Origin of the sequence: uncultured Ligilactobacillus sp., from assembly GCF_948826705.1 — a bacterium.
GTDB lineage: Bacteria > Bacillota > Bacilli > Lactobacillales > Lactobacillaceae > Ligilactobacillus.
This window is the reverse complement of the sequence record NZ_CAQLEL010000075.1, coordinates 1-24,745: the sequence shown is the minus strand read 5'-3', so window position 1 is coordinate 24,745 and position 24,745 is coordinate 1. Positions and strand designations below refer to the sequence as shown.

The window sequence follows — 24,745 nt, the reverse complement described above, 5'->3', positions numbered from 1 at the left end:
TTCCATTATACTAAACATTTCCTGCTTTTAAAAAGACCCATAGTAAAACTATGAGTCCATGATCTATTTTTTAGCTGCGATCACATATGGTATGGCTAAAAAGCAGATCGCCCCCAGCATATTGCCCAATGTGACCCAAAATAGATTATATAGCCACGCCCCGACTGTGATCACTTCACCGGCGGGTTCGATCAGTGCTGCGGTCAGTAAAGTCATATTGGCTACACTGTGCTCAAATCCCGTCGTAAAAAAGGCCAATAAACACCAAAAGACCATGATCAATTTAGCGGCATCATTTTTTGTCTGAAAGCTCGACCATAATGCCAAACAGACCAAAATGTTACATAAGATCCCCCGCATGACCAAAGCCACTGGACCAGCCGTCGTCTTGACTACGGCAGTCGCAGTGAGCGCCTTGGCTATTCCGTCAACTTGTAAGCCGGTAGCATTATAAAGAATTGCCAATAAGATCGCCCCACAGGCATTGCCTAACCAGCAGATCAGCCATAGATAACTTGCTTGGAACCACGTATTTTGCTTAGTCAAAGCACTGACTGCTAAAACAAAATTATTGCCAGTAAATAATTCACCTCCAGCGATGATCACTAAGCTAAGTGCTACACCAAAAACTGTTCCCATCAATAATTTAGTGATCGAAGCACCTTGTAACTGCCCACTGACAGTAAAAGCTAACAAGATACCAAAGCCGATATACATTCCAGCTAACATGGACAATAGAAAATACCCCAGCGGATTTTGGCGCAAAAAAGCTAACTTCTTACTCGCAGCCCCTTGAACTGCTTTGATCTGTTCTGTATACATATGTGTACTCCTTTTTTTGTGTTTAAGGGCCCCCTGCCCAATTTTAATTATATCGAACTAGACTACAAAATACGTACTCAAAACTATGGCAAGTGCTAAAATAGAGGGTAGTTAATTTTTTATCTGGAAGTGGTCTTATCAATAATTATGAAATCATCAAACAAAAATATGCCCAATCGCTTTTGATCGGGCTGACTTTGGCATTTTGTGGTGGCTATATCGACGCCTATACCTATGTCTTACGGGAACATTCGTTGGTCGCTGGGCAGACCGGTAATATCGTCTTCTTAGCTGTCGATATTGCTAGTAAGGGGCTTGTGATCACGGAAACGCGCTTTTTTACCTTTGTCTTTTTCATTTTAGGGATCTTTATTATCAGCTTTCTTGCTAAAAAAATAGACTCTCCCTACGTCAAACCTTTATCCTTGATCCCCTGTATCTTGGCTTGTCTAGTGATCGGTTTTTTGCCTGTCAGCACACCAGACTATCTCGTCGTTCCTCCATTGGCCTTTGGAGTCGGGATCCAAACGACTTCATTTAGCAAGATCGAGGGCATCCCTTATAACAACTCCTTTTCCACGGGAAATATCAAAAAAGGTATGATCGCTTGGAATGGATTTTTCTTCTCTCACAGTTTATCCGACAAGCATGCGGCTAAATTATATTTAGCGATCACCCTTGCTTTTGCGCTAGGCGCTTTGTGTTCAGCTGAATTAGAAAAACTTTGGGGGATCCACACGATCTGGGCGATCACCGTTATCTTGAGTGCAGTGATGCTACGGTATCTTTATTTATTGCATCATGAAAAATAACCCAGGACAACTTCACCGATTCTCGGATAAAAAATAAGATGATCCATGTTCTACAGATCATCTTATTTTTTTCAGCCTTAATTATTAATTATAGTTTACCAACTAGATCTAAGCCTGGTTCCAACACATCATCGCCTGGTTGCCAACTAGCTGGGCAGACCTTATCACCATGTGCACGTACAAAGGAGGCTGCTTGTAGCGTTCTGAAGATCTCAGAGGCGTTCCGGCCGATCCCCATGTTGTTGATCGTATAGGATTGGATCACACCATCTGGATCGACGATGAAAGCAGCACGATATGTTTGTCCGAGTTCTTCATTCAATACATCAAATGCTTTAGCTAATTTACCAGCTGGATCAGCTAGCATCGGATATTCGATCTTACCGATACCATCAGAAGCTTCAGCCCATGCCTTGTGCACAAACTCGGTATCTTCGGAAACAGAATAGATCTCTGCCCCAGCTGCCTTGAATTGGGAATATTTAGCTTGTAAATCTTCTAATTCAGTTGGACAAACAAAGGAGAAGTCGGCTGGATAAAAGAAAAACACGCTCCATTTACCCAAAACATCTTTTTTAGTGACATCCTTTAATTCCCCTTGTTGATATGCCTTAACTGAAAAATCTTGAATCTCTTGCCCAATGTAATTCATCTAAGAACGCCTCACTTTTTATTTTCTTGTTATACCCTTAGTATATCCACACAAATCTTTTTGTCAAACTTTATATATCAAGGATAACAAGAAACATTTAGAATTTTTTTAAACTAAATTTTTTTACTGTAAACTTGCTGCCACTAAAACTAAAGTTTCTAAGTCATCAGCTTTGAATTCATAAACGACATTGTCTTTGTTCCAAGTGAGTGATTGGGTCAAAAAACCAGCCTTGTTGGAAGTCTCCAAGCGTCCGTTACCACGTTGCGTTGGTGCTGGTAAGCGGTAGCGTTCTAACAGTGTGACTGCCTTTCTTGCTGCTACGACTGGATCTTCATTTGCTACTGGACTACCATGCATTGTAAAGGACCAATTGCCTTCATTCCAATGCAAGTAACGTTGACCAGCACCACTATTGACAGTGGCTTGCAACCCGTAACCTAAGCTGATCTTTGGCAAGTTACCCTGTGATGTATCATTTTGATAATCGATCTGGCTAGCGGCTTCATCAGTTGAGCCATAAGTCTTTTTAGTCAATGTTGCATAAGGAGACTTATCCTTTAAACTTTCATCGTTGACTGGCTTAGCATCTTTTTCAAGATAATAGTTAGCGGTATAGTTGTTTAGATCACCGCTATAGGAAACACTGACTTTCTTTTGACTGTCTTCTTTACCAGATAATGTCGCTACTAGTGCGGTATCTCCTAGATTTTGACGCATCGAGATCGCACCTTGTTGGATCAGTTCATTGTTGGAAAGTTTATTAGCCTCAGCTTGGTTTGGATCAGTCGTACTGCTTTCAGAAGCGGCAGCTTTTTCTTCACTGCTACTTTGTGCGCTTTTATCAGCTTGGCTGGTCGAACTTTGGGCTTGACTACTGCTCTTTTTAGCCACTTTAGAAGTCGTTTGTTCTTTTGCTGTGCTTTTTTCGTTGTTATTAGAACACCCAGCTAGCACGACCGTACAGAGCAGTGCTACGGTTATTTTTGAAAATTTATTCATCTTTTTTACCCCCATACATTGATATCTTCAAATGATTCCTACCTTTAGGATACCTTATTTAAGACCAAGATACCAAATTTTGAACACAGTGAAAAAAATTGCGGGTAGTGCCGTACAGATAACGGGGACTTGGATATTATGTAGGCTTAGCATCATGTGCAAGTCATTGTTATCTGCTAGGCATTGCAATTTGGAGCACGACTACAAACACAGTGCGTAAAATTGCGATCAACTCCGTAGAAATAACGCGCTCTCACTCATGAGGTGTTTTTTGCCTCATGAGTGGGAGACCGCTATTTCCTAGGAGTTGCAATTTGGAGCACGACTACAAACAATGCGCAAAAAAAAAGACCAGAAAATAACTTCTGGTCTCTTATCTTTAACGGCTGAGCATCAACATGTTGTAGAGCATGCCATCTTTTAATTTATCTACATCTGCGCCTAAAACTTTGGCGATCTCATAGGCATAGGCCCAAGCCGTTGCTGGCCCGCGACTGGTGATCAAACGATTCTTTTCATCTACGACAACTAAAGCTTCATCAAAATTACCATTCTTGACTTCATCTGCGATCCCAGCTTCCATCCCCGGATATAACGTATATTGGCTATCATCCAATAAGCCATAGCGTGCAAAAGCGATCGGAGCGGCACACATCGCTGCATTCCACTTACCAGCTTTTTTACGTTCGACCATGAACTGACGCAATGTTTCATTGTCACGCAAAGCTTCTGAACCAGGTAGCCCACCTGGGAAGATCACGATATCATAGTCCAATAGACTTTCATCCATGACCTTATCACAAGTCAACACGATATTATGGTCACCATTGACGATCTTATCGAATAAACCGACCATATCACATTTGATCCCGGCACGCCGTAAAACATCAACACTTGATAGTGCTTCAACTTCTTCACAACCAGGTGCGATCATCACTGCTGCTGTTTTTGTCATTATAAAGCCCCCTAAAATATTTACTAACTCTATTCTAGTCCAAAATTTCGTTGAGGGCTAATTTTTGGACTAAAAACACATTAAAATTACATCGGATCAAAATATGTTCTTAAACTTTCGCCTAACTAAGTGAGCATCTTGGAAGACTTATGCCACAGCCTCTTTTTATGCTTACTTCACTTTATCAGGTTGACATCACCACTAAGTTGGAATATCATAAATTTTTATAAATAAAGAACTAGAGGTATTATTATGTCAACACTTTTAGTCATCCAAGCATACTCCAAAGATAAAAGTGCGCATTTGGATCGGCTTAACCAGCATTTTATTACAAGTTATCAACAAGCCCACCCTAAGGACCGGATCATTTTTCACGATCTTACCAATGATGGCTCGCTTACATTAAATTCACAAATGATAATGGCATTGCGAAAAAAGCAACATCAAAAGCCATTATCAGAGTTTGAACAAAAGTTACTTTGTGAGCATGATGACTGGCTTAATGATTTCATGCTTGCTGATAAATATCTTTTCGTTGCTCCGATCCAACAACGGTTCTTACCCGCAGAGCTCAAACAATACTTAGATCTGATCGTAGCCACGTTGACTAAGTTGGCACCCCACAAAAAAGCCTTGCATCTCCAAGCAACAGATCGGACCTATCACCCCAGATCACTTAAATATTTTTGGGACACATATAAACACAAACATAACCTGGGAAATAAATATCTCCAAAAACTTTTATCCTTCCACGGGTTAAAGGATTTTACCACACTACATATTGAAGGTTTAGCAAATTGTTGCTCCAGTTGCGACCTTTCGTTAAAACATTGTCAAAAACAACTGACCAAGATCGCAAACACATTTTGATCACAGTGTGTAAAATTGCGGTCATCTCCGTAGAAATAACGCGGGTCACACCACGATGCAAATACGTGGTGTGACCCGCGTTATTCATATGACGATATCGCTCACTCTTTTAGTTTATTTAAAACAATTGTTTGCCACCTTCGACAAATAAGAAAATACCGTAAACAACGACGATGATCCCGCTGATCAAATTGATCCACAACAACAATTTATCTGGGATCTTGTGGCGAAAGACATTAAAAGCCGTTGTCATCCCCATATCCCAAATAAAGGAAGCACTTACGACCCCAATGATAAAAAAGATACTTTCAGCAAAGGTCAAAGTCCCACGACTAGCTCCCAGCATCATCGTCCCATCGATCAAGGCTTGCGGATTAGCCCAACTGACTACAAAAGCAGTCGTGACCGCTTGTTTTAAGCTGATCTTGTTGTCATCGCTCGTTAAAGCCCGCTGGTTAGCAGCCCTAATGATCCCCCAGCCGATATAAGCAGTCAAGAGCCCACCTGCCAACATAATAAATAATTTCAAGGTCTGATTATGGGTTATCAAAGCCCCGATGCCATAAAAGGCCGCTAAACAAAATAGCGCATCAAAGAGCCAAACTAAAAAAGTATACAACCAAGCTCGACTCAATTTATAAGATAAGCCGTTGTTGAACACATACACATTTTGCATCCCGATCGGTGCCACAAACGCAAATCCGATCAATAAACCTTGCCAATAAGCCAAATTACTCTCCCCATTCTCTAAAATACTCTTATTTGAATCATAACATAGATTTTAGGTAAGAGGACAAAAAAGAAGCCAGAGTTTCCCCTGACTTCTAGAACTATTTACTTATTTTGCGTCTTCCCATGTCTTTTCAAAAAGGGCATAGGAGAAATCGGCTGTCGTTTCTACGACTACATCGGCCTGGGCTAATTCAGTCTCATCTCCTACAGCCACCGCTGTCATTCCAGCAGCTTTGATCGCAGCTACGCCCGAAACAGCATCTTCGACCCCAACGCAATCCTTTGGTTCAAGCTCAACTGCTTTGGCACCAGCTAAGAAGATATCAGGTGCTGGTTTACCGTGAGCAACTTTACTTGGATCAGCGATCGCATCAAATTCGTTTGCTAGACCTAACTTTTCTAAGATCGCAGGCGCATTCTTGGAAGCTGAAGCAATTGATAATTTAACGCCATGTTCTTTTAATTCACCGATCAAACGGGTGATCCCTGGCAAAATATCTTCTTTGGTCAAAGTTTCGATCGCCTGCAAGTAATAACCGTTCTTCTTTTCCGCCATTTCTAAGATCTCTTCGTCGGTATAATTATCACGTAGACCCCCAAATTCTAAGATCTTGATCAAAGAATCAGTCCGACTGATCCCTTTTAATTCAGCTTCAAATTCAGCGGGTAAGACTAGCCCTAATTGTTCTTTAGCCAGTTGGCTCCAAGCTTCAAAGTGAAACTTGGCTGTATCGGTGATCACACCGTCTAGATCAAAAATTGCACCTTTCATCAGTTTCCTCCTATTTTGCTGTTAATTTTGTTTCTTCACCATTTAATTTGATCTTCAAAGGTTCACCTTTCAACAATTCGATCTTAGAACCTGTCTTATCAACTTCAATGCTCAACAAACGACCGCGGAAGTTGATTCGGAATTTGTAACCATCCCATTCTTTAGGTAAGAATGGTGCAAATTCAAGTTCACCGTCAATGACACGCATGCCTGCAAACCCTTGAACGATCGCTAACCATGAACCAGTCATTGATGTGATGTGCAAGCCATCTTCGGTATCGTTGTTATAGTTATCCAAGTCTAATCGTGCTGTTCGTGAATACATCTCAAAGGCCTTTTCTTCTTTGTGAAGATCGGCAGCTAAAACAGAGTGGATCGATGGAGAAAGACTTGATTCATGCACGGTCAATGGTTCGTAGAAATCAAAGTTCTTTTCTTTTTGTTCTGGTGTGAAGTCTTCTACAAAGTAATAGATACCTTGTAAAACATCGGCTTGTTTGATATATGGTGAACGCAAGATCTTATCCCATGACCAGTTTTGGTTCAATGGTAATTGCCCTTCTGGAAGATCCTTAACTGGTGTCAGGTCTTTATCCAAGAAGGTATCATGTTGAACGAAGATCCCGAGTTCTTGATCTTCAGGCAAGTACATGTTATCCGCAATTTCATGCCATTTTTGACGTTCTGCTTCACCTAGGTCGAGTTGCGCTAATTTTTCAGCTGAAACTTTATCAGCGATCTCATTTGCATAGTTCAAGCACCATTTAGCCAACATGTTGGTGTACCAGTTGTTATTGACGTTGTTTTCGTATTCGTTTGGTCCAGTTACACCGTGGATCATGTATTGACCCTTGCGCTTGGAGTAATGCACACGATCAGCCCAGAAGCGTGCGATCCCGACTAAAACATCAAAGCCGTTGTGGGTCGCATATTCTTCATCACCAGTGTAACGAGTATAGTTGTAGATAGCATAGGCGATCGTTCCGTTACGGTGGATCTCTTCAAATGTGATCTCCCATTCGTTATGGCATTCGATCCCATTGAAAGTCACCATTGGATACAACGCACCTTTCAAACCTTGTTGTTGTGCATTGTGGTAAGCTCCTGCTAATTGATCATACCGATACTTGAGCAAGTTTTTTGTCACCGATTCGTCGGCTAAAGCTAAATACAATGGTACTGCGAAAGCTTCTGTATCCCAGTATGTGGCACCACCATATTTTTCACCTGTGAAACCTTTTGGCCCGATGTTTAAGCGAGCGTCATCACCATAGTAAGTTGAGAAGAGTTGGAACAAGTTGAAACGAATACCTTGTTGTGATTCAGCGTTACCTGAGATCTCAACGTCAGCTTTTTCCCAACGCTTAGCCCAGCCAGCGGCTTGTTTTTCTTTCAATTCTTCAAATGATTTTTCAGCTTGTTGTTGGCTCAAAGTTTGTGCAGCTTGTGTTAAAGCTTCTTTTGTTTCATGATCACGTGAAGTTACCACGATCACGCGTTTTTCAAAAGCTACGGTCTGTCCAGCAGCAACTTGGCCTGCAAATGTATTTGCTACGCTCTTTTCAGTCGTTTCAGCTGCCATTGGTCGTAGATCAGTTACGTGGTCAGCTAACATTTCAGTTGTAAATTGTGGTGTACCAAAGTTATTTGGGATCGTTTGTGCCGTTAAAGACATATGTGTTTCAGCTACATTTTGTGCCAAAACATTCCAGAATTTTTCATCATAGTTTGCATCTTCATTGAAAACATCCGCATCAATGTATGACTTGATCTCAATGTTTGCTTCAGTATCATTTAAGTTTTCAACTGTGATCTTAGAAGCGTAGAGTTCTTTTTGCGCTACACTGACAAAACGTTCAAAGTTCAAACGGAATTTTTGACCGTCTTTTTCAACGATAAAGCTCCGATTCAAGATCCCTTTTTTCATGTCGAGTGCAAGTTCAAAGTCTGAAAATTCATCCTTAGCCAAGTCAACAGAAGAACCGTTCAACTTGATGTCAACTTTAGTGAAATCAACTGCATTGATGACCTTACCAAAGTATTCAGGATAACCGTTCTTCCACCAACCAACACGTGTCTTATCTGGATACCAAACACCACCAAGATAAATACCTTTATGTGTATCGCCGGAGTATGTTTCTTCAAACATCCCACGCATCCCCATGTATTCGTTTCCAATGCTTGTCATACTTTCTTGGAGTCGTTTTTCTTCGGGTTTAAATTCATGTGTGACTACTTTCCATGGATCGATTTCAAAAATTCTTTTCATTTACACTGACCACCTTTTTAAAACTTCAATTTAAACGTTTTCATTTTACACATTAATTATAAATGCAATCGGTTGCATTTGCAAGCAAAAAAAATCTCTTTTTCTGAGATTTTTAAATTTTTGTAGATGCACGTTCCACGATCTTATGTGGTACGACTACATGATCGGTCTCCAGCTTTAATTTGTCATTTCCCTTTGTATTGATCGCTAAGGCTGCTGCCTCGGACCCCAAAAAGCGCGGGAAGATCTCGACCGAAGTCAAGGCCGGTCGTGCTGTTTTAGCAAGCAATGAGTTATTAAAACCCAATAAAGCAAGTTCAGATTGCTCGATCTCACAAATATCACAGAGGTGCTGGATCTCTATCGCTAATATGTCATCACAAGCTACTACCCCAACTTTACCGCCAGTTTTAGAGATCATCTGCCCCAAAGCTTGGGCATTCTTTATCTCATCATCTTGCACAGTGCTCAAGCACAATGGTGATTTTGCAATATCAGCCTCGCTCAAAGCCTTTAGATAGCCTTTATACCGTGCATTTTGGACCTTTTCAGCGAGATCAGTATACGCATAAACGATCCGTGTTGCGCCTTTATCCAGCAAGAATTTAGTCGCATCATATCCCGCTTTGAAATTATCATTATCAACATAACATGTCGTCTCTTTATCAGTATAGGGTGAACCGATCACAACATAGTGGATCTTTGGATATTGCTTGATAAATTCCAGCACTGGATCGTTGGCTTGGGAATAGACAAATACGAATCGCGTGATATTTCCGCGCTTGATCATTGTTTCGATGTTTTTGATCAACTCTTCAGTCGTTTGACCTGACGCGACCGAGACTAACTGATCATGCGCATTGCAGATCGAAGCTAGGCCTTGAATGATCTGTATGAAAAACGGATTATCTCCCACAGATTCTTCGCGGGCTGGCAAAATGACCCCGATCGTATTTGAGGTTTGATTAGCTAAATTTTGGGCGGCAAAATTCGGCGAATAATCAAGCTCTTTCATTGCCTGGCGCACCTTATTCTTGGTCTCTTCACTGATCAACGGACTATCATGCATCGCACGTGAAGCCGTTGAAGGTGAAACACCAGCTTTTTTAGCGACATCTTTTATCGTTGCCATCTGAGCACCACCTCCATAAAAACGTTTGCATAACTTTAAGTATATACCGTTAAAAGCTCTTTGTGCAAGATTTCATCCAAAAAATATGCTATACTTAGAAAAAATTTATCTGAGGTGATACACATGGATGCAACTGAAATGTGGAACGCTTTTTGTGCCAATGATCCGACGCTTACCGATATGGGTCACAAAGCTTGGGCTTTTGGCTGTGAACCGGATCTTTTAGCCCAATTAGTTTTGCACGGGCAAAAAACAGCTACTACATCTTCTTATCCCTTATATGCTCTAGAAAACGAGCCTCTTCCTCAAGTTGGTGAATACAATATCATCCTAGATGGTAACGATAAGGCGATCTGCATCACCCAAACGACCAAAGTCTATCGCACCCTATTTAAAGAGGTCGGCGCACACCATGCTTATTTAGAGGGTGAAGGCGATCAAAGCCTAGCCTACTGGCGTAAAGTCCATCAAGATTTCTTCACTGCAGAACTAGCCGAAGTACAATTGACCTTTACCCCCGATCTTGAGGTCGTCTGTGAAGAATTTGAAGTTGTTTTTAGCTAAACAAAACGATCTGATCCACATATTGGTCAGATCGTTTTATTTAGTCTTGTATGTTTTATTTACGCATGATCCGCAAAGCATTCAAAACTGCGATCAACGTTACACCGACATCAGCAAAAACAGCTTCCCACATCGTTACGTCACCGAATGCTCCTAGGACTAAAAATATCAATTTGATCCCTAAAGCTAACACGATATTTTGCCAAACGATCTTTTTGGTTCGCCGTGCAATATTTAAAACACGTAAGATCGCAGCTGGATCATCACGCATCAAAACTACATCTGCTGCTTCGATCGCTGCATCAGAACCCAAAGCCCCCATAGCGATCCCAACATCAGCACTGGCCAAAACAGGCGTATCATTTAAGCCGTCACCAACAAAGCCAACTTTGCCAGTTTGAAATTGTTGCAACTTTTCAACTTCAGTCAACTTATCTTGCGGTAAAAGTTCTGCTTTGACCGTATCGACCGCTAATTTAGACGCGATCGCATCAGCCGTTTTTTGGCGATCCCCAGTCAGCATCACAGTCTGGATCCCTTGTTTTTTGAGTTCTTTTAACGTTGCTGCGGAAGTTTGTTTGAGTGTATCAGCGATCTCCAAACACCCCAAATATTTACCAGCATAAGCAACATAGACTAGTGTGCCCGTAGCTGTTGTCGGCAATTTTGCCAATGCGATCCCGTGTTCATTTAACAGGGATCTTTTACCGACCAATAATTCTTCATCGGCAAAAACAGCCTTGATCCCTTGCCCGACCACTTCTTTTACAGTTGCTAATTTTTCGGTCGGTAATTTTCCTGGGAAATATTCTACGATCGAACGAGCGATCGGATGCGGGGAATGCATTTCAGCGATCGCTGCTAATTCAACTAATTCAGCTTCTTTTACCCCTGCATTAGGATAGACATTTTCGACCCGAAATTTACCTTCTGTCAAAGTCCCCGTCTTATCAAAAACTAAAGTCTGGATCTGGGTCAATAATTCTAAATAGTTACTTCCCTTGACCAAAACACCAGCCCTAGACGATGCTCCGATCCCAGCAAAAAAGCCTAAAGGAATGGAAATGACCAATGCACATGGACATGAGATCACTAAAAAGATCAATGCCCGATAGAACCATTCGCTAAATGGTCGTCCCAAAAATAACGGTGGGATAATTGCCAGCAATAACGCTGTCCCGACCACGATCGGCGTATAAACTTGCGCAAATTTGGTGATGAACTTTTCAGTTGGTGCTTTCTTTTGACTTGCATTTTCGACTAATTCCAAGATCTTAGCGACCGTTGATTCACCATAAGGCTTGGTCACGCGAACTTCGATAACACTGTCTAACACGATCGCACCACTCAAGATCTGTGCTCCAGCTTCGACTAAGCGCGGTTCAGATTCACCTGTCAAAGCGGCTGTATCTAAATATGCACTTCCACTGATGACTTTACCATCCAAAGGTACACGTTCACCTGGTTTGATCTTGATCACTTCATCAACTTCAACTTGTGATGGCGAGACTTTAGTCACAATGCCATCTTCAGTGACTAAATTGGCATATTCTGGGCGAATATCTAACAATTGTGTGATCGAATCACGTGAACGCTCAACGGCAATATCTTCAAAAAGTTCACCTAAAGCGTAAAATAACATCACGGCGACCGCTTCGGGATACTGTTTGACGGCAAAAGCCCCCAATGTTGCTATCATCATCAAAAAATTTTCATCGAACCATTTACCGTAAAAGATATGCTCGATCGCTTCTTTGATCACACCAAAACCGATTATCAAATAAGCTACTAGGTAAATAGCAAATTCCAGTCCGATACTTAAATTTGGCAAATGTGCCACTAAAAATAGCACGATCGTGAGCGCTATCTGAATGATTTTATTTTTGTTTGCTAAAATCGTCTCCATGTTTGTCACCCCCGAACTTATGAATATATGTTCATATTTTCAATTAAAGTGTAACATGATTATTTTGCTAATGCAATCCTTTTAATTGCTTTGACATTTAACCAAAAATAATGTAGCTTAAAAATTAAATATTACTTGTGTCCTGTCTGGCCGCTCTGACCTGAGAGGACTTTTTTATAAATAGCATAGGAGGATTTTATGGAAAGTAAAAAATTAACTTTCAGACATTATCTAATGATCGGTTCTTTGATCTTTGGGATGTTATTTGGAGCCGGAAACCTGATCTTTCCAGTTCATTTAGGACAAATGGCTGGGGGCCACTGGCTAAGTGCTGCTTTAGGCTTTTTAGCTTCGGGTGTTTTATTACCAGTTTTAGGTCTGCTGGCGATCAGTATCACACAATCACGTGGTATCTATGAATTAGCTCGTCCAGTCGGCCACAGCTATGCATTGCTCTTTATGATCTTGATCTACGCTACGATCGGACCATTTTTTGCAACGCCTAGAACAGCGACCGTTCCCTTTACGATCGGGTTTGCACCACATATCGCACAAAATCAGCAATCATTAGGATTATTGATCTATTCGGCGATCTTCTTTTTATTGGTATACTTTTTGTCTAGTCGGGAAAGTAAGATCACTGCTTTGATCGGTAAAGTGCTCAATCCTGTCTTTTTAGTGATGTTATTTGTGATCTTTTTACTGGCTTTTAGCAATCCTCTCAGTTCAGCTGCGAGTGCACCGATCACTAAAGAGTATTTGACGGGCGCCTTGACTTCGGGGCTTCTCCAAGGCTACAACACGATGGATGCTTTGGCCTCGATCGCCTTTGGGATCACTATCGTTACAGCTGTTCGCCAATTTGGTCTAAAAGATAAAAAAGATATCGCTTTAGCAACTGCTAAAGGTGGGTCACTTGGGATCTTATCGATCGGGATCATCTACATTGCCTTGATCTTATTAGGAGCGCAAAGTGTCTCGACTTTTGGCTTGGCAGAAAACGGTGGGATCACTTTGACACAGATCTCTCATCACTATATGGGTGTCTTCGGTGATGCTTTGTTGGCGACTTTGACAACGATCACTTGCTTGTCGACTTCAATGGGCCTTGCGATCGCCTGTTCGCAAGCTTTCCATCAATTATTCAGTCGTTTTTCATATAAGGCGATCTTGCTGGTCTACTGCTTGCTATCATTTGCGATCGCTAATCTCGGACTTGATGCGATCATCGCTTGGTCATTACCAGTTTTGATGTTTTTATACCCATTAGCGATCACTTTGATCTTGCTTGGTGTTTGTTCTCCATTGTTCAATAACTACGCTTTGGTCTACAAAACTACGACATTTCTGACCTTGATCCCAGCTTTCTTTGACATGTTGAATGCTTTACCAGCTGGGCTAAAAGAGTCTGCTCTAGTTCAAACATTGCTCAAGTTTGCTCAAACTTATTTCCCATTCTTTGAACTCGGCTTTGGGTGGGTCTGCTTTAGTTTGTTAGGACTGATCATCGGTCTTGGCGGGTATTTCCTACGTAAAAAATAAAAAGTGGTGACACATATAAATAAAATAAGAGGATCTACCATGATGTCTTGCATTGTGGTAGATCCTCTTATTTTAGCAGTCCGTGTTCGACTAAATATTTATGGGCGACCTCACTTGCCTTTCGATGCTCAACGCTGACTTCATAGTTCATCTCTTGCATCTCTTTAGTCGTGATCTTACCTGCCAGTTTCTCTAAACTTTTGACTAGCTTTGGATTTTTCTTGGCAAAACTTTCATTCATCACTGGGGCTCCTTGATATGGTGGAAAAAAGTTCTTATCATCTTCTAAGACCATCAGATCGTATTGTCTTATCTGCGGATCAGTTGTATAACCATCCACTAAATTGACTTTCTTTTTGGCGATCGCTTGGTAGCGTAAGGCGGGCTCCATGACCGATACCTTACCAAAATCTAACCCATATACTTTTTTTAATCCCAAATAGCCATCAACTTGATTGGAAAAATCAGGATCAAAGCCCGCATGGACTTTATCACTCACCCGTGCTAGATCACTTAGCTTTGTCACTTGATACTTTTGTGAAAATTCTTTAGTGACAGCTAGATCATAACCGTTTTGATATGCCATAGGGCTCAAGTAACGCATATCGTATTGCTTTGATAACTGTTTTTGTGCGATCGCATAAGTCTTTTTTGGATCACTTGGTGTCTTTTTGTCGTAGTCGACTAAGGCTTCTAAAACTGTCCCTGTGAACTCTGGATAAATATCGACTTGCTCTTTTTTCAAAGCATTGAACAAAAATGTCGTGCCCCCAAAGTTTGGTTTCAACGTCACCTCTGCTTTAGGATCAGCTTGTAAGATCAACTCTTTATACATATTCATCAAGATCTCAGGCTCACTGCCTAATTTCCCTGCGATCACCACTTTAGTTGGTGCATGTAACATCTCAGTAAGCTTAAAACCACCAAAACCAAGCGCCAGCACGACTAAAGCTGCTAAAGTCGTATAGATCCGCCTAGGCTTTTTGCCGACAAACTTCAAAAGGCCACTACAACAAAAGGCCAAAACAGCTGATAAGACCCCACCGATCAAGAGATAATCATTGTTGTTTTGCTGGATCCCTAACATGATGTAACTTCCTAGACCACCGGCACCGATAAAAGCAGCTAAGGTCGCCGTACCGATGACCATAACTAAAGCGATCCTGATCCCCGATAAGATCAATGGCAGCGCTAAGGGGAATTCAAGGCGTTGCAATTGCTTAAAACGAGACAAGCCAAAAGCTCTAGCCGCCTCTTTGAGTGCTGGATCGATATTTTTTAACCCGGCATAGGTATTTTGATAGATCGGCATGATCGCATAAAGCGTCAAAGCGATCACAGCTGGAGTCGTACCGATACCGACCACCGGGATCAACAAACCTAATAAAGCTAAACTTGGGATCGTTTGGATGATACCTGCCACCTGCAGACCTGCTTCACCTAAAATAGGTTTATTGCGCAATCCGATCGCTAACGGGATAGCTACCAAGGCAGCGATCACCAGTGAGATCAGTGAGATCGTCAAATGCTGCATCAGTGCCTGCAAGATCTCAACACGTTGGTCGCTTACTGTTTCAAGTAATTTTGGCATCTGATCACTCCTTATGTAAAAGATAGGCTAAGAGTTGTTGGTAAGTAATTTCATAGGTCTGATCTTGGTAATTGAAGCGTACTTTCGGTGTCTGTTGCAGTTGGGTCAATAATTCAGTAAAATCAATCAGCTCAGGGACGGTAGGACAAAATTTGACTTTAGTGAGATGTTTTGTTTCTAATAGATAATCAAGATCCCAAAAATGGGGACTTTCTGTATCAAAAAATGTTTTTACAAATTCATTTGCTGGCTGTTGCATGATCTGTGTGGGCGTCCCGACTTGTTGGATCTTCCCTTCATGCAAGACAGCGATCCGATCCCCTAAGCGCAAAGCTTCTTGCATATCGTGAGTCACAAAAACGACCGTCGGTTTTAGCGTTTTATGTAGCTCTAAGATCAGATCCTGTGATTGGCGCCGCAAGACTGGATCTAATGCACTAAACGATTCATCCATCAAAACTAGCTCTGGTTTGGTCGCTAAAGCTCGGATGATCGCGACTCTTTGCTTTTGTCCTCCTGACAATTCAGCTGGCTTGCGTTTGGCAAAAACGATCGGATCAAGGTCTACTTCTTGTAACAATTCATACGCTCTTTTTCTTCGTTTAGACTTTTCGGTCTTGAGCTGTTCTAATTGGATCGTGATGTTATCTTCGACCGATAGATTGGGAAATAAACAGCTGTCTTGGAGCACGTAACCGGTATTTAGGCGCAACTTTTGTTTATCGTATTCTTTTATCTTTTTGTCGTTTAGATAAATATCACCTGTCGTTGGGAGCGTCAACTGATTCAACATCCGCAGTAAAGTCGTTTTGCCACTCCCACTAGGTCCTACTAAGACAAAAAATTCACCCGCATTGATCTTTAGATCGATATGTTCTAAGATCGTATTTTCACCATAGGTCTTACTAACGTCTCGATAATGGATCATCTCTTTCACCTCACGATTTATACTCTATAGTCTACTAAAATAGTGTAAAAAAACAATTGATATGCACTGATCATTTTCACTATAATACAATTAAAAACTAAAAGAAAGTAGGCACTTAATAGTTTTATACTTTCTAAAGGGGAGTGTTAAATAAATGGTAAATAGACCTTTACCGCAGATGGGACTCTGTCCTGTTGCAACAACGATCAGCTTATTATCCAGTAAGTGGAAGATCTTGATCGTACGTGATCTACTAGGTGGGACTAAGCGCTACGGTGAACTAAAGCAAAGTGTCGCTGGGGTAAGTCAAAAGATGTTGACCCAAAGCTTACGCGAACTAGAAAATGACGGCTTAGTTATCCGTAAAGTTTATCCTGAGATCCCTCCTAAGGTAGAATATCGCTTGAGTAAATTGGGAGAAACTTTGCACCCTGTGATCGATGCTCTAGCGGCTTGGGGCACCATGTATATCGAACAGCAAAAAAATGCTGAAAAATAGATGAGGCTGTGACATAAGTCGTTGTTACTTGGTACTAAAGCCTTAAAAACAAGTATTTTCAGAGACAAAGAAAGACATCTTCAAAATTCCAATGTTTGGAATTTGAAGATGTCTTCTACTTATATCACAGCCTCATTTTGCATCTATCAGTCTAATACCATTTGATTGGTATATAGATCGTAATAAAAACCCTTTTGGGCGAGCAACTCTGCATGACTGCCCTGCTCGATCACATTACCGTCGCGTAAGACCGCGATCTTATCGGCATTGACGATCGTCTTTAAGCGGTGCGCGATCACAAAGCTCGTGCGCCCAGCTAAGACTGCATCCATTGCTTGTTGGATCTTTTCTTCCGTCACGGTATCAACATTAGATGTCGCTTCGTCTAAGATCAAGAGATCTGGGTCAGACAATAACGTCCGCGCAATACTTACCAATTGCTTTTGCCCCGTTGAAAAGATCGACTGCTCATCGCTGACCTTAGTTGCATATCCATCGGGTAAACCAACGACAAAATCATGGATCTGCGCTTGTTTAGCTGCAGCGATCATCTCTTCATCACTAGCATCTGGCTTACCGTATTTGATGTTATCGGCGATCGTCCCCGTAAAGAGCAACGAATCTTGCAATACGATCCCAACTTTTGAACGCAAAGACTTGAGCGTAAGGTCGCGCACATCCACCCCATCAAAAGTCACTGACCCAGAATCGACATCATAAAACCGATTGAATAGATTCATCGTCGTCGTCTTACCTGAACCCGTTGGCCCAACCAAGGCTAGCATCTGACCCTTTTTCACTGATAGATCGATCCCATGCAAGATCTCTTTTCCTTCATCATAACTAAAATGCACATCATTTAAAGCCACTTCTGAACGTAAGCCCTCTTGCTTTTTACCGTCCAAAACTAGATCTTCTTCTGGTTGAGCTTCGACTTTAGCTAAACGTCTTGCACCTGTTAGTGCCAACTGGATCATCGAGTAGATCGAAGTCAATTGTGTCAATGGTTGGAAATATGTTTGCGAATACTGCACAAACATCACGATCAAGCCCAGACCAGTCGCTGTATTCATCGAGTCAGCCACGATCAACCAGATCCCCCCAACGATCACGATCGCTAGGTTCAACAATGACAGGCCTTGCATCAAAGGAAACAAGAGACCAGAATAAAATTGGCCTTTAAACATCGTATCTTTAACACGTTGGTTGTATTTTTTAAAACCAGCGATCGATTCTTGTTGTAGACCATTACTCAAAATGACCTGTTCTCCGTTGATCTGCTCATTGACATAACCGTTTAGATTTGAGATCTCATCTTGTTGGGCATCTAAGTATTTTCGGGCTTTTGACATGATAATTAAAGCGATCACCAGTACAAATGGTGTTGATGCTACAGTGATCAAAGCTAATTTGACGTTGATCGAAAACATCACGATCAATGTTCCAATGTAAAGTGCCCCCTGCGAAACGATCTCAAAGACCGCATTATTCAAAGCATTGAAGATATTATCGATATCTGAAGTAAATAGCGATAAGATCTTTCCATCTTGATGTGTATCAAAATAACGGATCTTCATGCGCTGTAATTTAGCAAATAAGTTTTTGCGCATGCCATTTGTTGCGTCCGCATTAAACTTAGACATGATCATCCAAGCAATGAATTGGGCTAACACATTCAATAAAAAATACAGTGCCATCAATTTCAATGCCGTATAAAAAGCAGCCATCGAGGCACTCGTACGTGTCGCTGGATCAGCTAATTGAGCGACATATTTAGTCAAAGCTGTGACCGCATTTCCCATGTAGATCGGTGCAATGACTTGGAAAAAGGTCGCTAGTAAAGTCAAAACGATCATAATTGTCACAGCTGACCAATATTGCTTTAAATACTTCCAAAAGTAGCCACAGGCAATTTTAAAATCCTTCATTTTTACAGCTCTCCTTCCTCGATCTTATCTTTAGCACGTTGCGTTTCATAGATCTCACGGTAGACTTGTGAAGTTGCTAATAATTCCTGATGAGATCCCAAAGCTACGAGCTGACCTTGATCTAAGACCATGATCTTATCAGCGTCCATCACTGAGAAGATCTTTTCGGCGATCACAAAAGTCGTAGTTTGTGTCAATTCCTTTTCTAGCGCCTCTTTGACGCGTTTTTCTGACTTAGCATCTAGAGCCGAGGTCGAATCATCCAAGATCAAAACTTTTGGCTTCCCGACGACCCCACGTGTGATCGATAAGCGCTGCTTTTGTCCACCAGAAAAGTTCGCCGAACGCTCTTCAACTTGATGTTCATATTGGTCATCATAGCGTTCTACAAACTCAGCTGCCTGTGAGATGCGAGCTGCCCATCTAAAATCTTTAGTGGTAGCATTACGATCACCTTGGCGCAAGTTATCTGAGATCTTACCTGAGAAGAGTAATGCTTTTTGTAAGACTAATGATACCGCCTTACGTAATGAACCTTCATTTACTTCACGTAGATCGACACCACCGACTTTAACGACCCCAGAAGTAGGATCGTACAAACGAGTCATCAACTGGGCTAAGGTCGATTTCCCTGATCCAGTAGCCCCAATGATCCCGATCGATTCACCTGGAGCAACTTTAAAACTGATATTTTTGAGCGTTTCATGTTCAGCCCCAGGGTAAGCAAAGGAAACATCATCAAATTCAACAGCCCCATCAAGTTCTACTTCTGGTGCATTTGGATCAAATGTTAGATCTGGTTTTGTATCTAAAACTTCTTTTATTCGGCCTAATGAAACAAAACCACGCGCATACATCGCCATCGTCATCCCACCAAATGCCAATGTGAATAACATCTGCATCAGATACCCGATATATGAAGTGATCGCTGCCAGTTCACTCGGGGCATTTTCCACGTTTATCCCAACTAAATAAACGACTGCCGTGATCCCCACATTGCAGACTAAGAAAAAGGCTGGTAATAAGCATGAGAATACATAGCCGATCTTGATATTTAGAGCATTCATCTCATCTGAAACTTCGCCAAAACGTACTTCTTCATTTTTTTGTTGGTTAAAGGATTTGATCACCCTGATCCCTTGCATCGCTTCTTTAGCGATCGTATTACTGCGATCTAATTTCTTTTGGAACCGATCAAACATCTTGCCTAATTGCGGGAACGTCAGCCCGATAACTAAAGCAACAGCTAAAAACATCACTACTTGTAACCACCAAAAACGTGGAATGGTGACGATCCCCAACACAAAGGCCCCGATGATCATGATCGGCATCCGTAAAACTTGCATAAAGGTCGTCATCACGACATTTAGCACTTGATTCATATCATTGATCAAACGGACGACTAAGGTACTAGCCGAAAATTTTTCAATATTGCTCAAAGAAAATGTTTGGATCTTGCAGTAAGTTTGTTCCCGCAGATCACTTGTAACACCTTGAGCGACTCGAGCTGCAAAATAAACATTCAAGATCCCAGCGATCACCCCGATCACCGCTAAAGCGATCAAGATCATCCCATAATTGAACATTGCCTGACGATCATTTTTTAATAAATTATCTAAGATAAATTGTAGGACACGCGGTTGCAATAGAGATGCACCTGCAGCCACAATGATCGAAATGACCGCACCAAAGATCGCACCTAAATAGTTTTTCAAGTGTGGTTTTAAGATCTCCATATTCCCCTCCATAATGATAAATTTATTAAGCTATTTTTGCTTCGTATGTATCAGTCTAGCGGAATTTTAATTTTTATTCAACCGCTCAATTTAAAAATAGTTTTGCTATAATAGTTAGGAAATCTATTAACTCTAGCAAGACACAAGGTGAATATTATGGATAACGATTTAAATCTCCCTTCAAAGGAGGAGACAGAAGCCAGTGTACAGATCTTTAAAGCATTTGGTAATGAGACTCGCTATAAGATCTTGTACTTATTATTTGAAAAGCAACTTACGGTAAATGAGATCACCAAGGCGATCGGTTTGACGCAATCAGCGGTCTCACATCAATTAAAGATCTTGCGCCAAACGGGACTAGTTTCTAGCAAGCGTGACGGACAACACGTTTATTACACACTAGCCGACAACCACATCATCATGATCTTCAAGCAAGTAAAAGAACACATCAACGAAGACTAACTCCACAGTGCGTAAAATTGCGGTCTATGCAACTAGGGACCCACTATGATGCAATTATTTGTATCATAGTGGGTCCCTCGGCGTTGACTGCATTTTATTTGTGTAACTTATCTTACGCGCGTGTAGAGCTTATCTACTGGAGCACGGTTACCATCGTGCCCAAATTGCGCTAATTTATTTTCAGGTGAATTATTCCAAGCCAAATAATCTTGTTCATCTTCCCAGACGTTCAACAAGAGGAATTGGAAATCCTTTTTCAAAGAGATCAATACTTTAGAAGCCTTCAACCCAAAGGGACGTGTAGCTTTGTTATTCCAAGAATCAACAACTGCATTGAAAACTTTTTGTTGATCAGTATCTAAAGTCACATAGCGCAATTCTAGAAGACCATCCCAGTCTGTTTCACTGATCTCTTTTAAGACGCGGTAATTCAACCCAGATTCAAACACTGTATGTTCACCAGAGATATCAACGAGCAAATAACCATCTTTATTGGCTAATGCACGATAAAGTAAAAAATTCCGATCAGCGTAACGTTCTGAGATCATCGTCAACATTTTTTCTGGTCCTAAGGCCAAATTAATTTCATTTAATGGCATAATTCATCCTTCTTTCAGCAAACTTACTTTATTAGTATAGCACTAGGACTATTCTAAACCTATTAGCTAAAAACTGCTAATTATTTCTTTGGATAACCTACAAAATGTAACTTACCACTGATGTATTCGCCCAAAAAGACCTCTGTACTGCTCGTAAAACCGTTTTTTTGTAATTGCTCATCAAGCCAGGCTTCATCCCGTGAGATCATCTCTAAAATATCGTAATTGATGATCCCATCACTGATCAATGGATAGCGAATGCTTTCATCATCACCGTATTCGAGCACTGTCAATTTGCCATTTTGTTCCAAGATAGCTCGTTTGACTCGCGCTAACTCGTAGATCCCGTTGACCCGCAATCTAAACATCAATTCATCGGCAGTCACCCCGCGTTTTAAACAAGTTTCCACATCGAGCTTACCATTTTTGACCAAGATCGCTGGGCGCCCATCGATCATCACCTTGGCTAAACGATTGTGATTTTTTAAAAATTGTAAGACCATCACAACTAAAGTCCAAATAATGAGCACCATCAAAAACTGTAGCACCGTGATATCTTGGTTATAAATGATCCCCCCGATGATCCCACCAAGCACGTAATTTTGTACTTGATCAAGTGCCGTCACTGGGGCTAAATTTCGTTTACCAACAATATTTATCTGTAAGATGATACATAACATCCCTAAAATAAATTTGCCAATTATCGGTCCATAAAATTCCACGTTAAAATCCCCCTATTGGATCGTAATATCTTTATTGATCAAATGCGTCCGGGCCAACTTATAACTGTTACGATCGACACTTAATTCGACCCGATAGTACTTATCTTTGACTTTCACGATGATCCCATCTACAAGACTGCGACTATTGACTGCCACATCTTTGGTGCTAACGCCTTCCTCACGCGCAACTGAACGTAAAAATGGTTGGACTTGTGAAGTCGATAATGTTTGGGTACGATGTTGTTCATAATTACTGTAGCTCAAGCCAAATAGAAAAAACATTACCAGCAACATAATGATACTTATATCACGATATTTAGTATCAAAACGATTGCGTGAATACATCAAAACCGCAAAGAGTAAGATCAATAAGCCGATCGCACCTAAAATGTAGATCACCAACTGATTTACCTCACGTTGATCTTGAAGATATTGTAAGGTATAAAATGTCATTTTCATTACCTCAGTCATTTTTTTATTTTTATGATACCGAGGAATTGTCTAAAATACTATACCTATTTTTTTGAATAAAAAATCAAAAATAGAAAAAAACTTCGCCGATCTATCCGACCAACGAAGCACTGTTACTTAACTTTATTTTTCTTTAAATTCGCCTTCGATCACACTATCATCTTCTGAATGATGTGAACCTTTACGACCATTACTTGGTGCATCAGGCATAACTAAAGCGGCAATGAAATAGATCAATAGACCAAGGATAATATTTCCCGGGAAAATGATCAAGATCGCACCAATGATCCGGGTGATCGCTTTATCCCAGCCAAAGTATTCTGCGACACCACCAAAGACACCTGAAACTACTTTATCGCTTGATTTTGTTAATTCTTTTTTTGTTTTTGCCATCGCAACTTCATCCTTTCAATTAATTGATTTACTTTACCGTATTTTCACCAGTTTGGTTATCTAAAGTCAAGACATCAGCTTGATCTGTATTTTCTTCTAGTGTACCACCATTTGTCTGTTGTTGGTCATGTAATGTATTTTTACCATGTTTATTAGTCAAACGGTAACCTTGCACTGTTACATTGCCGACACGGATCGCACCAGCTACATTTTTGATCTCATATTTACCCTTGACCGTGATCGTATCAGCATCAAGATCAGAACTTAGCTCAGTATTATCAACACTTTCGCTATCACTTTCATCATCGGCATACTCATGACCGTATTCGATATCAGCTAATTGTGTACTACCACCATTTACGACCAGACCGTCTTTATAGTAGACTCTGCCTTGACCTTCTGTTTTGACTTTGATGTTATTCAATTCACCGCCTGAAACTACTAGATCCAGATCAGATGATGCAGTAAATTCTAATTCACCATTGTTGAGCTTAGAGTTGATGATCTGACCAGCATCGATACCAGTATCAACATCTGTTCTTTCTGCCGTCACTTCATTTAATTCCAATTTTTTAGTGTGATCTAGATCAAGATCTAGCATTGCAACATTTAGTTTTTCCAAGTTGATATTATCATAGATACCTTCAACTTTTAATGTACTCAATTTTACATTTTGGGGTACCGTAATGACTAATTTACTATCGATCTTTGTACGGTAATCCGTAAAATCCAAACTGACTGTGTTATGCGTATCACGTCCTCGAATGATCTTCAATGTTCCATTTTGGTAACTGATCTTTGGCTCATAGCGCGAACTTCCACTATAAGATACGCTATAATCAGAGCCTTGTCTGATATCAAGATCGATCGGCGCAAAATAACCCGATCCACTTTCGATCTTGATCTGATCAAATTCTTTTTTAGCATACGTCTTTTGAATATCTCTATCTTTTTTGACGGTTTGGACCTTTAATCCATCAAACTCGACTGCTTTAACACCGTGGAACGCAGCGCCCACAATTGCGATCACGGCACCGATAGCTAAGATCAACCAACCAAATTTAAATGTCTTCTTCATGGTCACTGCCTCCTTTTTCTTTGCGTTTCTTGCTCAATTTATCGTAGAGATACTTGGAGAAGTTGGCGATCCCTTGAAGGATCAAGCGGATCGACCAATAAGCTAGCGGGATAACGATCAAGAGCCCTCCTAAGGCTAAAAGTCCTAAGCCTAGATAAAAGAGCCCGACTGCCCAACTGCTAAATAGCATTGCGATCCCGATATAGATCAAGAACCCCATCACGACTACACCGGCACATAAGATCACACCAGCACCAAAAACTAACCCTGCCATCAAGGCCAAGATCCCGATCAACACTGCGATCATG

24 protein-coding genes and 1 pseudogene are annotated in these 24,745 nt (G+C 41.0%); 6 read left to right on the top strand and 19 right to left on the bottom strand.

Annotated elements, in window-relative coordinates; translation table 11 throughout:
- Nucleotides 1-63 precede the first annotated feature (63 nt).
- On the bottom strand, nucleotides 64-822 hold the full coding sequence (locus Q9Q35_RS04905) for a formate/nitrite transporter family protein (protein ID WP_304652395.1): 759 nt from the start codon (nucleotides 820-822) through the stop codon (nucleotides 64-66).
- A gap of 197 nt (nucleotides 823-1,019) precedes the next feature.
- Between Q9Q35_RS04905 and Q9Q35_RS04900 the strand changes: the two genes are divergently transcribed.
- Nucleotides 1,020-1,634, top strand: a complete 615-nt coding sequence (locus tag Q9Q35_RS04900) for a YoaK family protein (RefSeq protein WP_304652394.1) — start codon at nucleotides 1,020-1,022, stop codon at nucleotides 1,632-1,634.
- A gap of 88 nt (nucleotides 1,635-1,722) precedes the next feature.
- On the opposite strand, the gene Q9Q35_RS04895 is transcribed toward Q9Q35_RS04900, so the two are convergent.
- From Q9Q35_RS04895 to Q9Q35_RS04885, 3 genes are all read right to left on the bottom strand, one after another.
- Entirely contained in the window at nucleotides 1,723-2,286 is a 564-nt protein-coding gene (locus Q9Q35_RS04895) for a redoxin domain-containing protein (RefSeq protein WP_010689920.1), read from the bottom strand.
- Between the two features lie 123 nt (nucleotides 2,287-2,409).
- Nucleotides 2,410-3,288: a hypothetical protein gene (locus tag Q9Q35_RS04890; RefSeq protein ID WP_304652393.1), complete on the bottom strand. Its 879-nt coding sequence runs from the start codon at nucleotides 3,286-3,288 to the stop codon at nucleotides 2,410-2,412.
- 379 nt (nucleotides 3,289-3,667) lie between these two features.
- Complete coding sequence (locus Q9Q35_RS04885; RefSeq protein ID WP_304652392.1) at nucleotides 3,668-4,243, bottom strand: DJ-1 family glyoxalase III; 576 nt, start codon at nucleotides 4,241-4,243, stop codon at nucleotides 3,668-3,670.
- 252 nt (nucleotides 4,244-4,495) lie between these two features.
- Between Q9Q35_RS04885 and Q9Q35_RS04880 the strand changes: the two genes are divergently transcribed.
- The gene (locus Q9Q35_RS04880; protein ID WP_304652391.1) at nucleotides 4,496-5,113 is read left to right on the top strand and encodes an NAD(P)H-dependent oxidoreductase; all 618 of its coding nucleotides are present in this window, start codon (nucleotides 4,496-4,498) and stop codon (nucleotides 5,111-5,113) included.
- Nucleotides 5,114-5,231: 118 nt separating this feature from the next.
- Here Q9Q35_RS04880 and Q9Q35_RS04875 read toward each other — a convergent pair whose 3' ends face one another.
- From Q9Q35_RS04875 to Q9Q35_RS04860, 4 genes are all read right to left on the bottom strand, one after another.
- Nucleotides 5,232-5,843: a LysE/ArgO family amino acid transporter gene (locus Q9Q35_RS04875; protein ID WP_304652390.1), complete on the bottom strand. Its 612-nt coding sequence runs from the start codon at nucleotides 5,841-5,843 to the stop codon at nucleotides 5,232-5,234.
- A 108-nt stretch (nucleotides 5,844-5,951) separates the two neighbouring features.
- Nucleotides 5,952-6,617 carry a beta-phosphoglucomutase gene (pgmB, locus tag Q9Q35_RS04870; RefSeq protein ID WP_304652389.1) on the bottom strand — a complete coding sequence of 222 codons (666 nt, stop codon included), beginning with the start codon at nucleotides 6,615-6,617 and terminating at the stop codon, nucleotides 5,952-5,954.
- Between the two features lie 10 nt (nucleotides 6,618-6,627).
- Nucleotides 6,628-8,886 carry a glycoside hydrolase family 65 protein gene (locus Q9Q35_RS04865; RefSeq protein ID WP_304652388.1) on the bottom strand — a complete coding sequence of 753 codons (2,259 nt, stop codon included), beginning with the start codon at nucleotides 8,884-8,886 and terminating at the stop codon, nucleotides 6,628-6,630.
- A 112-nt stretch (nucleotides 8,887-8,998) separates the two neighbouring features.
- Nucleotides 8,999-10,018: a LacI family DNA-binding transcriptional regulator gene (locus Q9Q35_RS04860; protein ID WP_304652387.1), complete on the bottom strand. Its 1,020-nt coding sequence runs from the start codon at nucleotides 10,016-10,018 to the stop codon at nucleotides 8,999-9,001.
- A gap of 123 nt (nucleotides 10,019-10,141) precedes the next feature.
- Here Q9Q35_RS04860 and Q9Q35_RS04855 point away from each other — a divergent pair, with 123 nt between their 5' ends.
- Nucleotides 10,142-10,582 carry an ASCH domain-containing protein gene (locus Q9Q35_RS04855; protein WP_304652386.1) on the top strand — a complete coding sequence of 147 codons (441 nt, stop codon included), beginning with the start codon at nucleotides 10,142-10,144 and terminating at the stop codon, nucleotides 10,580-10,582.
- A gap of 55 nt (nucleotides 10,583-10,637) precedes the next feature.
- On the opposite strand, the gene Q9Q35_RS04850 is transcribed toward Q9Q35_RS04855, so the two are convergent.
- Nucleotides 10,638-12,488, bottom strand: a complete 1,851-nt coding sequence (locus tag Q9Q35_RS04850) for a heavy metal translocating P-type ATPase (RefSeq protein ID WP_304652385.1) — start codon at nucleotides 12,486-12,488, stop codon at nucleotides 10,638-10,640.
- Nucleotides 12,489-12,686: 198 nt separating this feature from the next.
- On the opposite strand from Q9Q35_RS04850, the gene brnQ reads away from it, so the two are divergent.
- Nucleotides 12,687-14,030, top strand: a complete 1,344-nt coding sequence (gene brnQ, locus Q9Q35_RS04845) for a branched-chain amino acid transport system II carrier protein (protein WP_304652384.1) — start codon at nucleotides 12,687-12,689, stop codon at nucleotides 14,028-14,030.
- 67 nt (nucleotides 14,031-14,097) lie between these two features.
- On the opposite strand, the gene Q9Q35_RS04840 is transcribed toward brnQ, so the two are convergent.
- The gene (locus tag Q9Q35_RS04840) at nucleotides 14,098-15,621 is read right to left on the bottom strand and encodes an ABC transporter permease/substrate-binding protein (protein ID WP_304652383.1); all 1,524 of its coding nucleotides are present in this window, start codon (nucleotides 15,619-15,621) and stop codon (nucleotides 14,098-14,100) included.
- Between the two features lie 4 nt (nucleotides 15,622-15,625).
- Nucleotides 15,626-16,549, bottom strand: a complete 924-nt coding sequence (locus tag Q9Q35_RS04835) for an ABC transporter ATP-binding protein (RefSeq protein WP_304652382.1) — start codon at nucleotides 16,547-16,549, stop codon at nucleotides 15,626-15,628.
- A 154-nt stretch (nucleotides 16,550-16,703) separates the two neighbouring features.
- Between Q9Q35_RS04835 and Q9Q35_RS04830 the strand changes: the two genes are divergently transcribed.
- Entirely contained in the window at nucleotides 16,704-17,048 is a 345-nt protein-coding gene (locus Q9Q35_RS04830; protein ID WP_304652381.1) for a helix-turn-helix domain-containing protein, read from the top strand.
- A gap of 146 nt (nucleotides 17,049-17,194) precedes the next feature.
- Here the strand turns inward: Q9Q35_RS04830 and Q9Q35_RS04825 are convergent, their stop codons facing one another.
- Together Q9Q35_RS04825 and Q9Q35_RS04820 are read right to left on the bottom strand one after the other, a co-directional pair.
- Nucleotides 17,195-18,976, bottom strand: coding sequence for an ABC transporter ATP-binding protein (locus Q9Q35_RS04825; protein ID WP_304652380.1), 1,782 nt, complete (start codon nucleotides 18,974-18,976; stop codon nucleotides 17,195-17,197).
- Nucleotides 18,977-18,978: 2 nt separating this feature from the next.
- Nucleotides 18,979-20,712 (bottom strand): ABC transporter ATP-binding protein, encoded by a 1,734-nt coding sequence (locus Q9Q35_RS04820; protein WP_304652379.1) that lies wholly within the window; start codon nucleotides 20,710-20,712, stop codon nucleotides 18,979-18,981.
- Between the two features lie 156 nt (nucleotides 20,713-20,868).
- Here Q9Q35_RS04820 and Q9Q35_RS04815 point away from each other — a divergent pair, with 156 nt between their 5' ends.
- Nucleotides 20,869-21,174: a helix-turn-helix transcriptional regulator gene (locus Q9Q35_RS04815; RefSeq protein ID WP_304652378.1), complete on the top strand. Its 306-nt coding sequence runs from the start codon at nucleotides 20,869-20,871 to the stop codon at nucleotides 21,172-21,174.
- A 107-nt stretch (nucleotides 21,175-21,281) separates the two neighbouring features.
- On the opposite strand, the gene Q9Q35_RS04810 is transcribed toward Q9Q35_RS04815, so the two are convergent.
- The 6 genes and pseudogenes from Q9Q35_RS04810 to Q9Q35_RS04785 all read right to left on the bottom strand — a co-directional run.
- The gene (locus Q9Q35_RS04810) at nucleotides 21,282-21,773 is read right to left on the bottom strand and encodes an antibiotic biosynthesis monooxygenase (RefSeq protein WP_304652377.1); all 492 of its coding nucleotides are present in this window, start codon (nucleotides 21,771-21,773) and stop codon (nucleotides 21,282-21,284) included.
- Between the two features lie 80 nt (nucleotides 21,774-21,853).
- Entirely contained in the window at nucleotides 21,854-22,495 is a 642-nt protein-coding gene (locus Q9Q35_RS04805) for a DUF421 domain-containing protein (protein ID WP_304652376.1), read from the bottom strand.
- A 12-nt stretch (nucleotides 22,496-22,507) separates the two neighbouring features.
- The gene (locus Q9Q35_RS04800) at nucleotides 22,508-22,948 is read right to left on the bottom strand and encodes a DUF3290 domain-containing protein (protein ID WP_304652375.1); all 441 of its coding nucleotides are present in this window, start codon (nucleotides 22,946-22,948) and stop codon (nucleotides 22,508-22,510) included.
- Nucleotides 22,949-23,089: 141 nt separating this feature from the next.
- Nucleotides 23,090-23,359: a PspC domain-containing protein gene (locus tag Q9Q35_RS04795; RefSeq protein WP_112193644.1), complete on the bottom strand. Its 270-nt coding sequence runs from the start codon at nucleotides 23,357-23,359 to the stop codon at nucleotides 23,090-23,092.
- Nucleotides 23,360-23,387: 28 nt separating this feature from the next.
- Nucleotides 23,388-24,437 (bottom strand): hypothetical protein, encoded by a 1,050-nt coding sequence (locus Q9Q35_RS04790; protein ID WP_304652374.1) that lies wholly within the window; start codon nucleotides 24,435-24,437, stop codon nucleotides 23,388-23,390.
- Nucleotides 24,421-24,745: pseudogene (locus tag Q9Q35_RS04785) on the bottom strand (hypothetical protein); the annotation flags it as partial. The pseudogene Q9Q35_RS04785 and the gene Q9Q35_RS04790, both read right to left, overlap by 17 nt.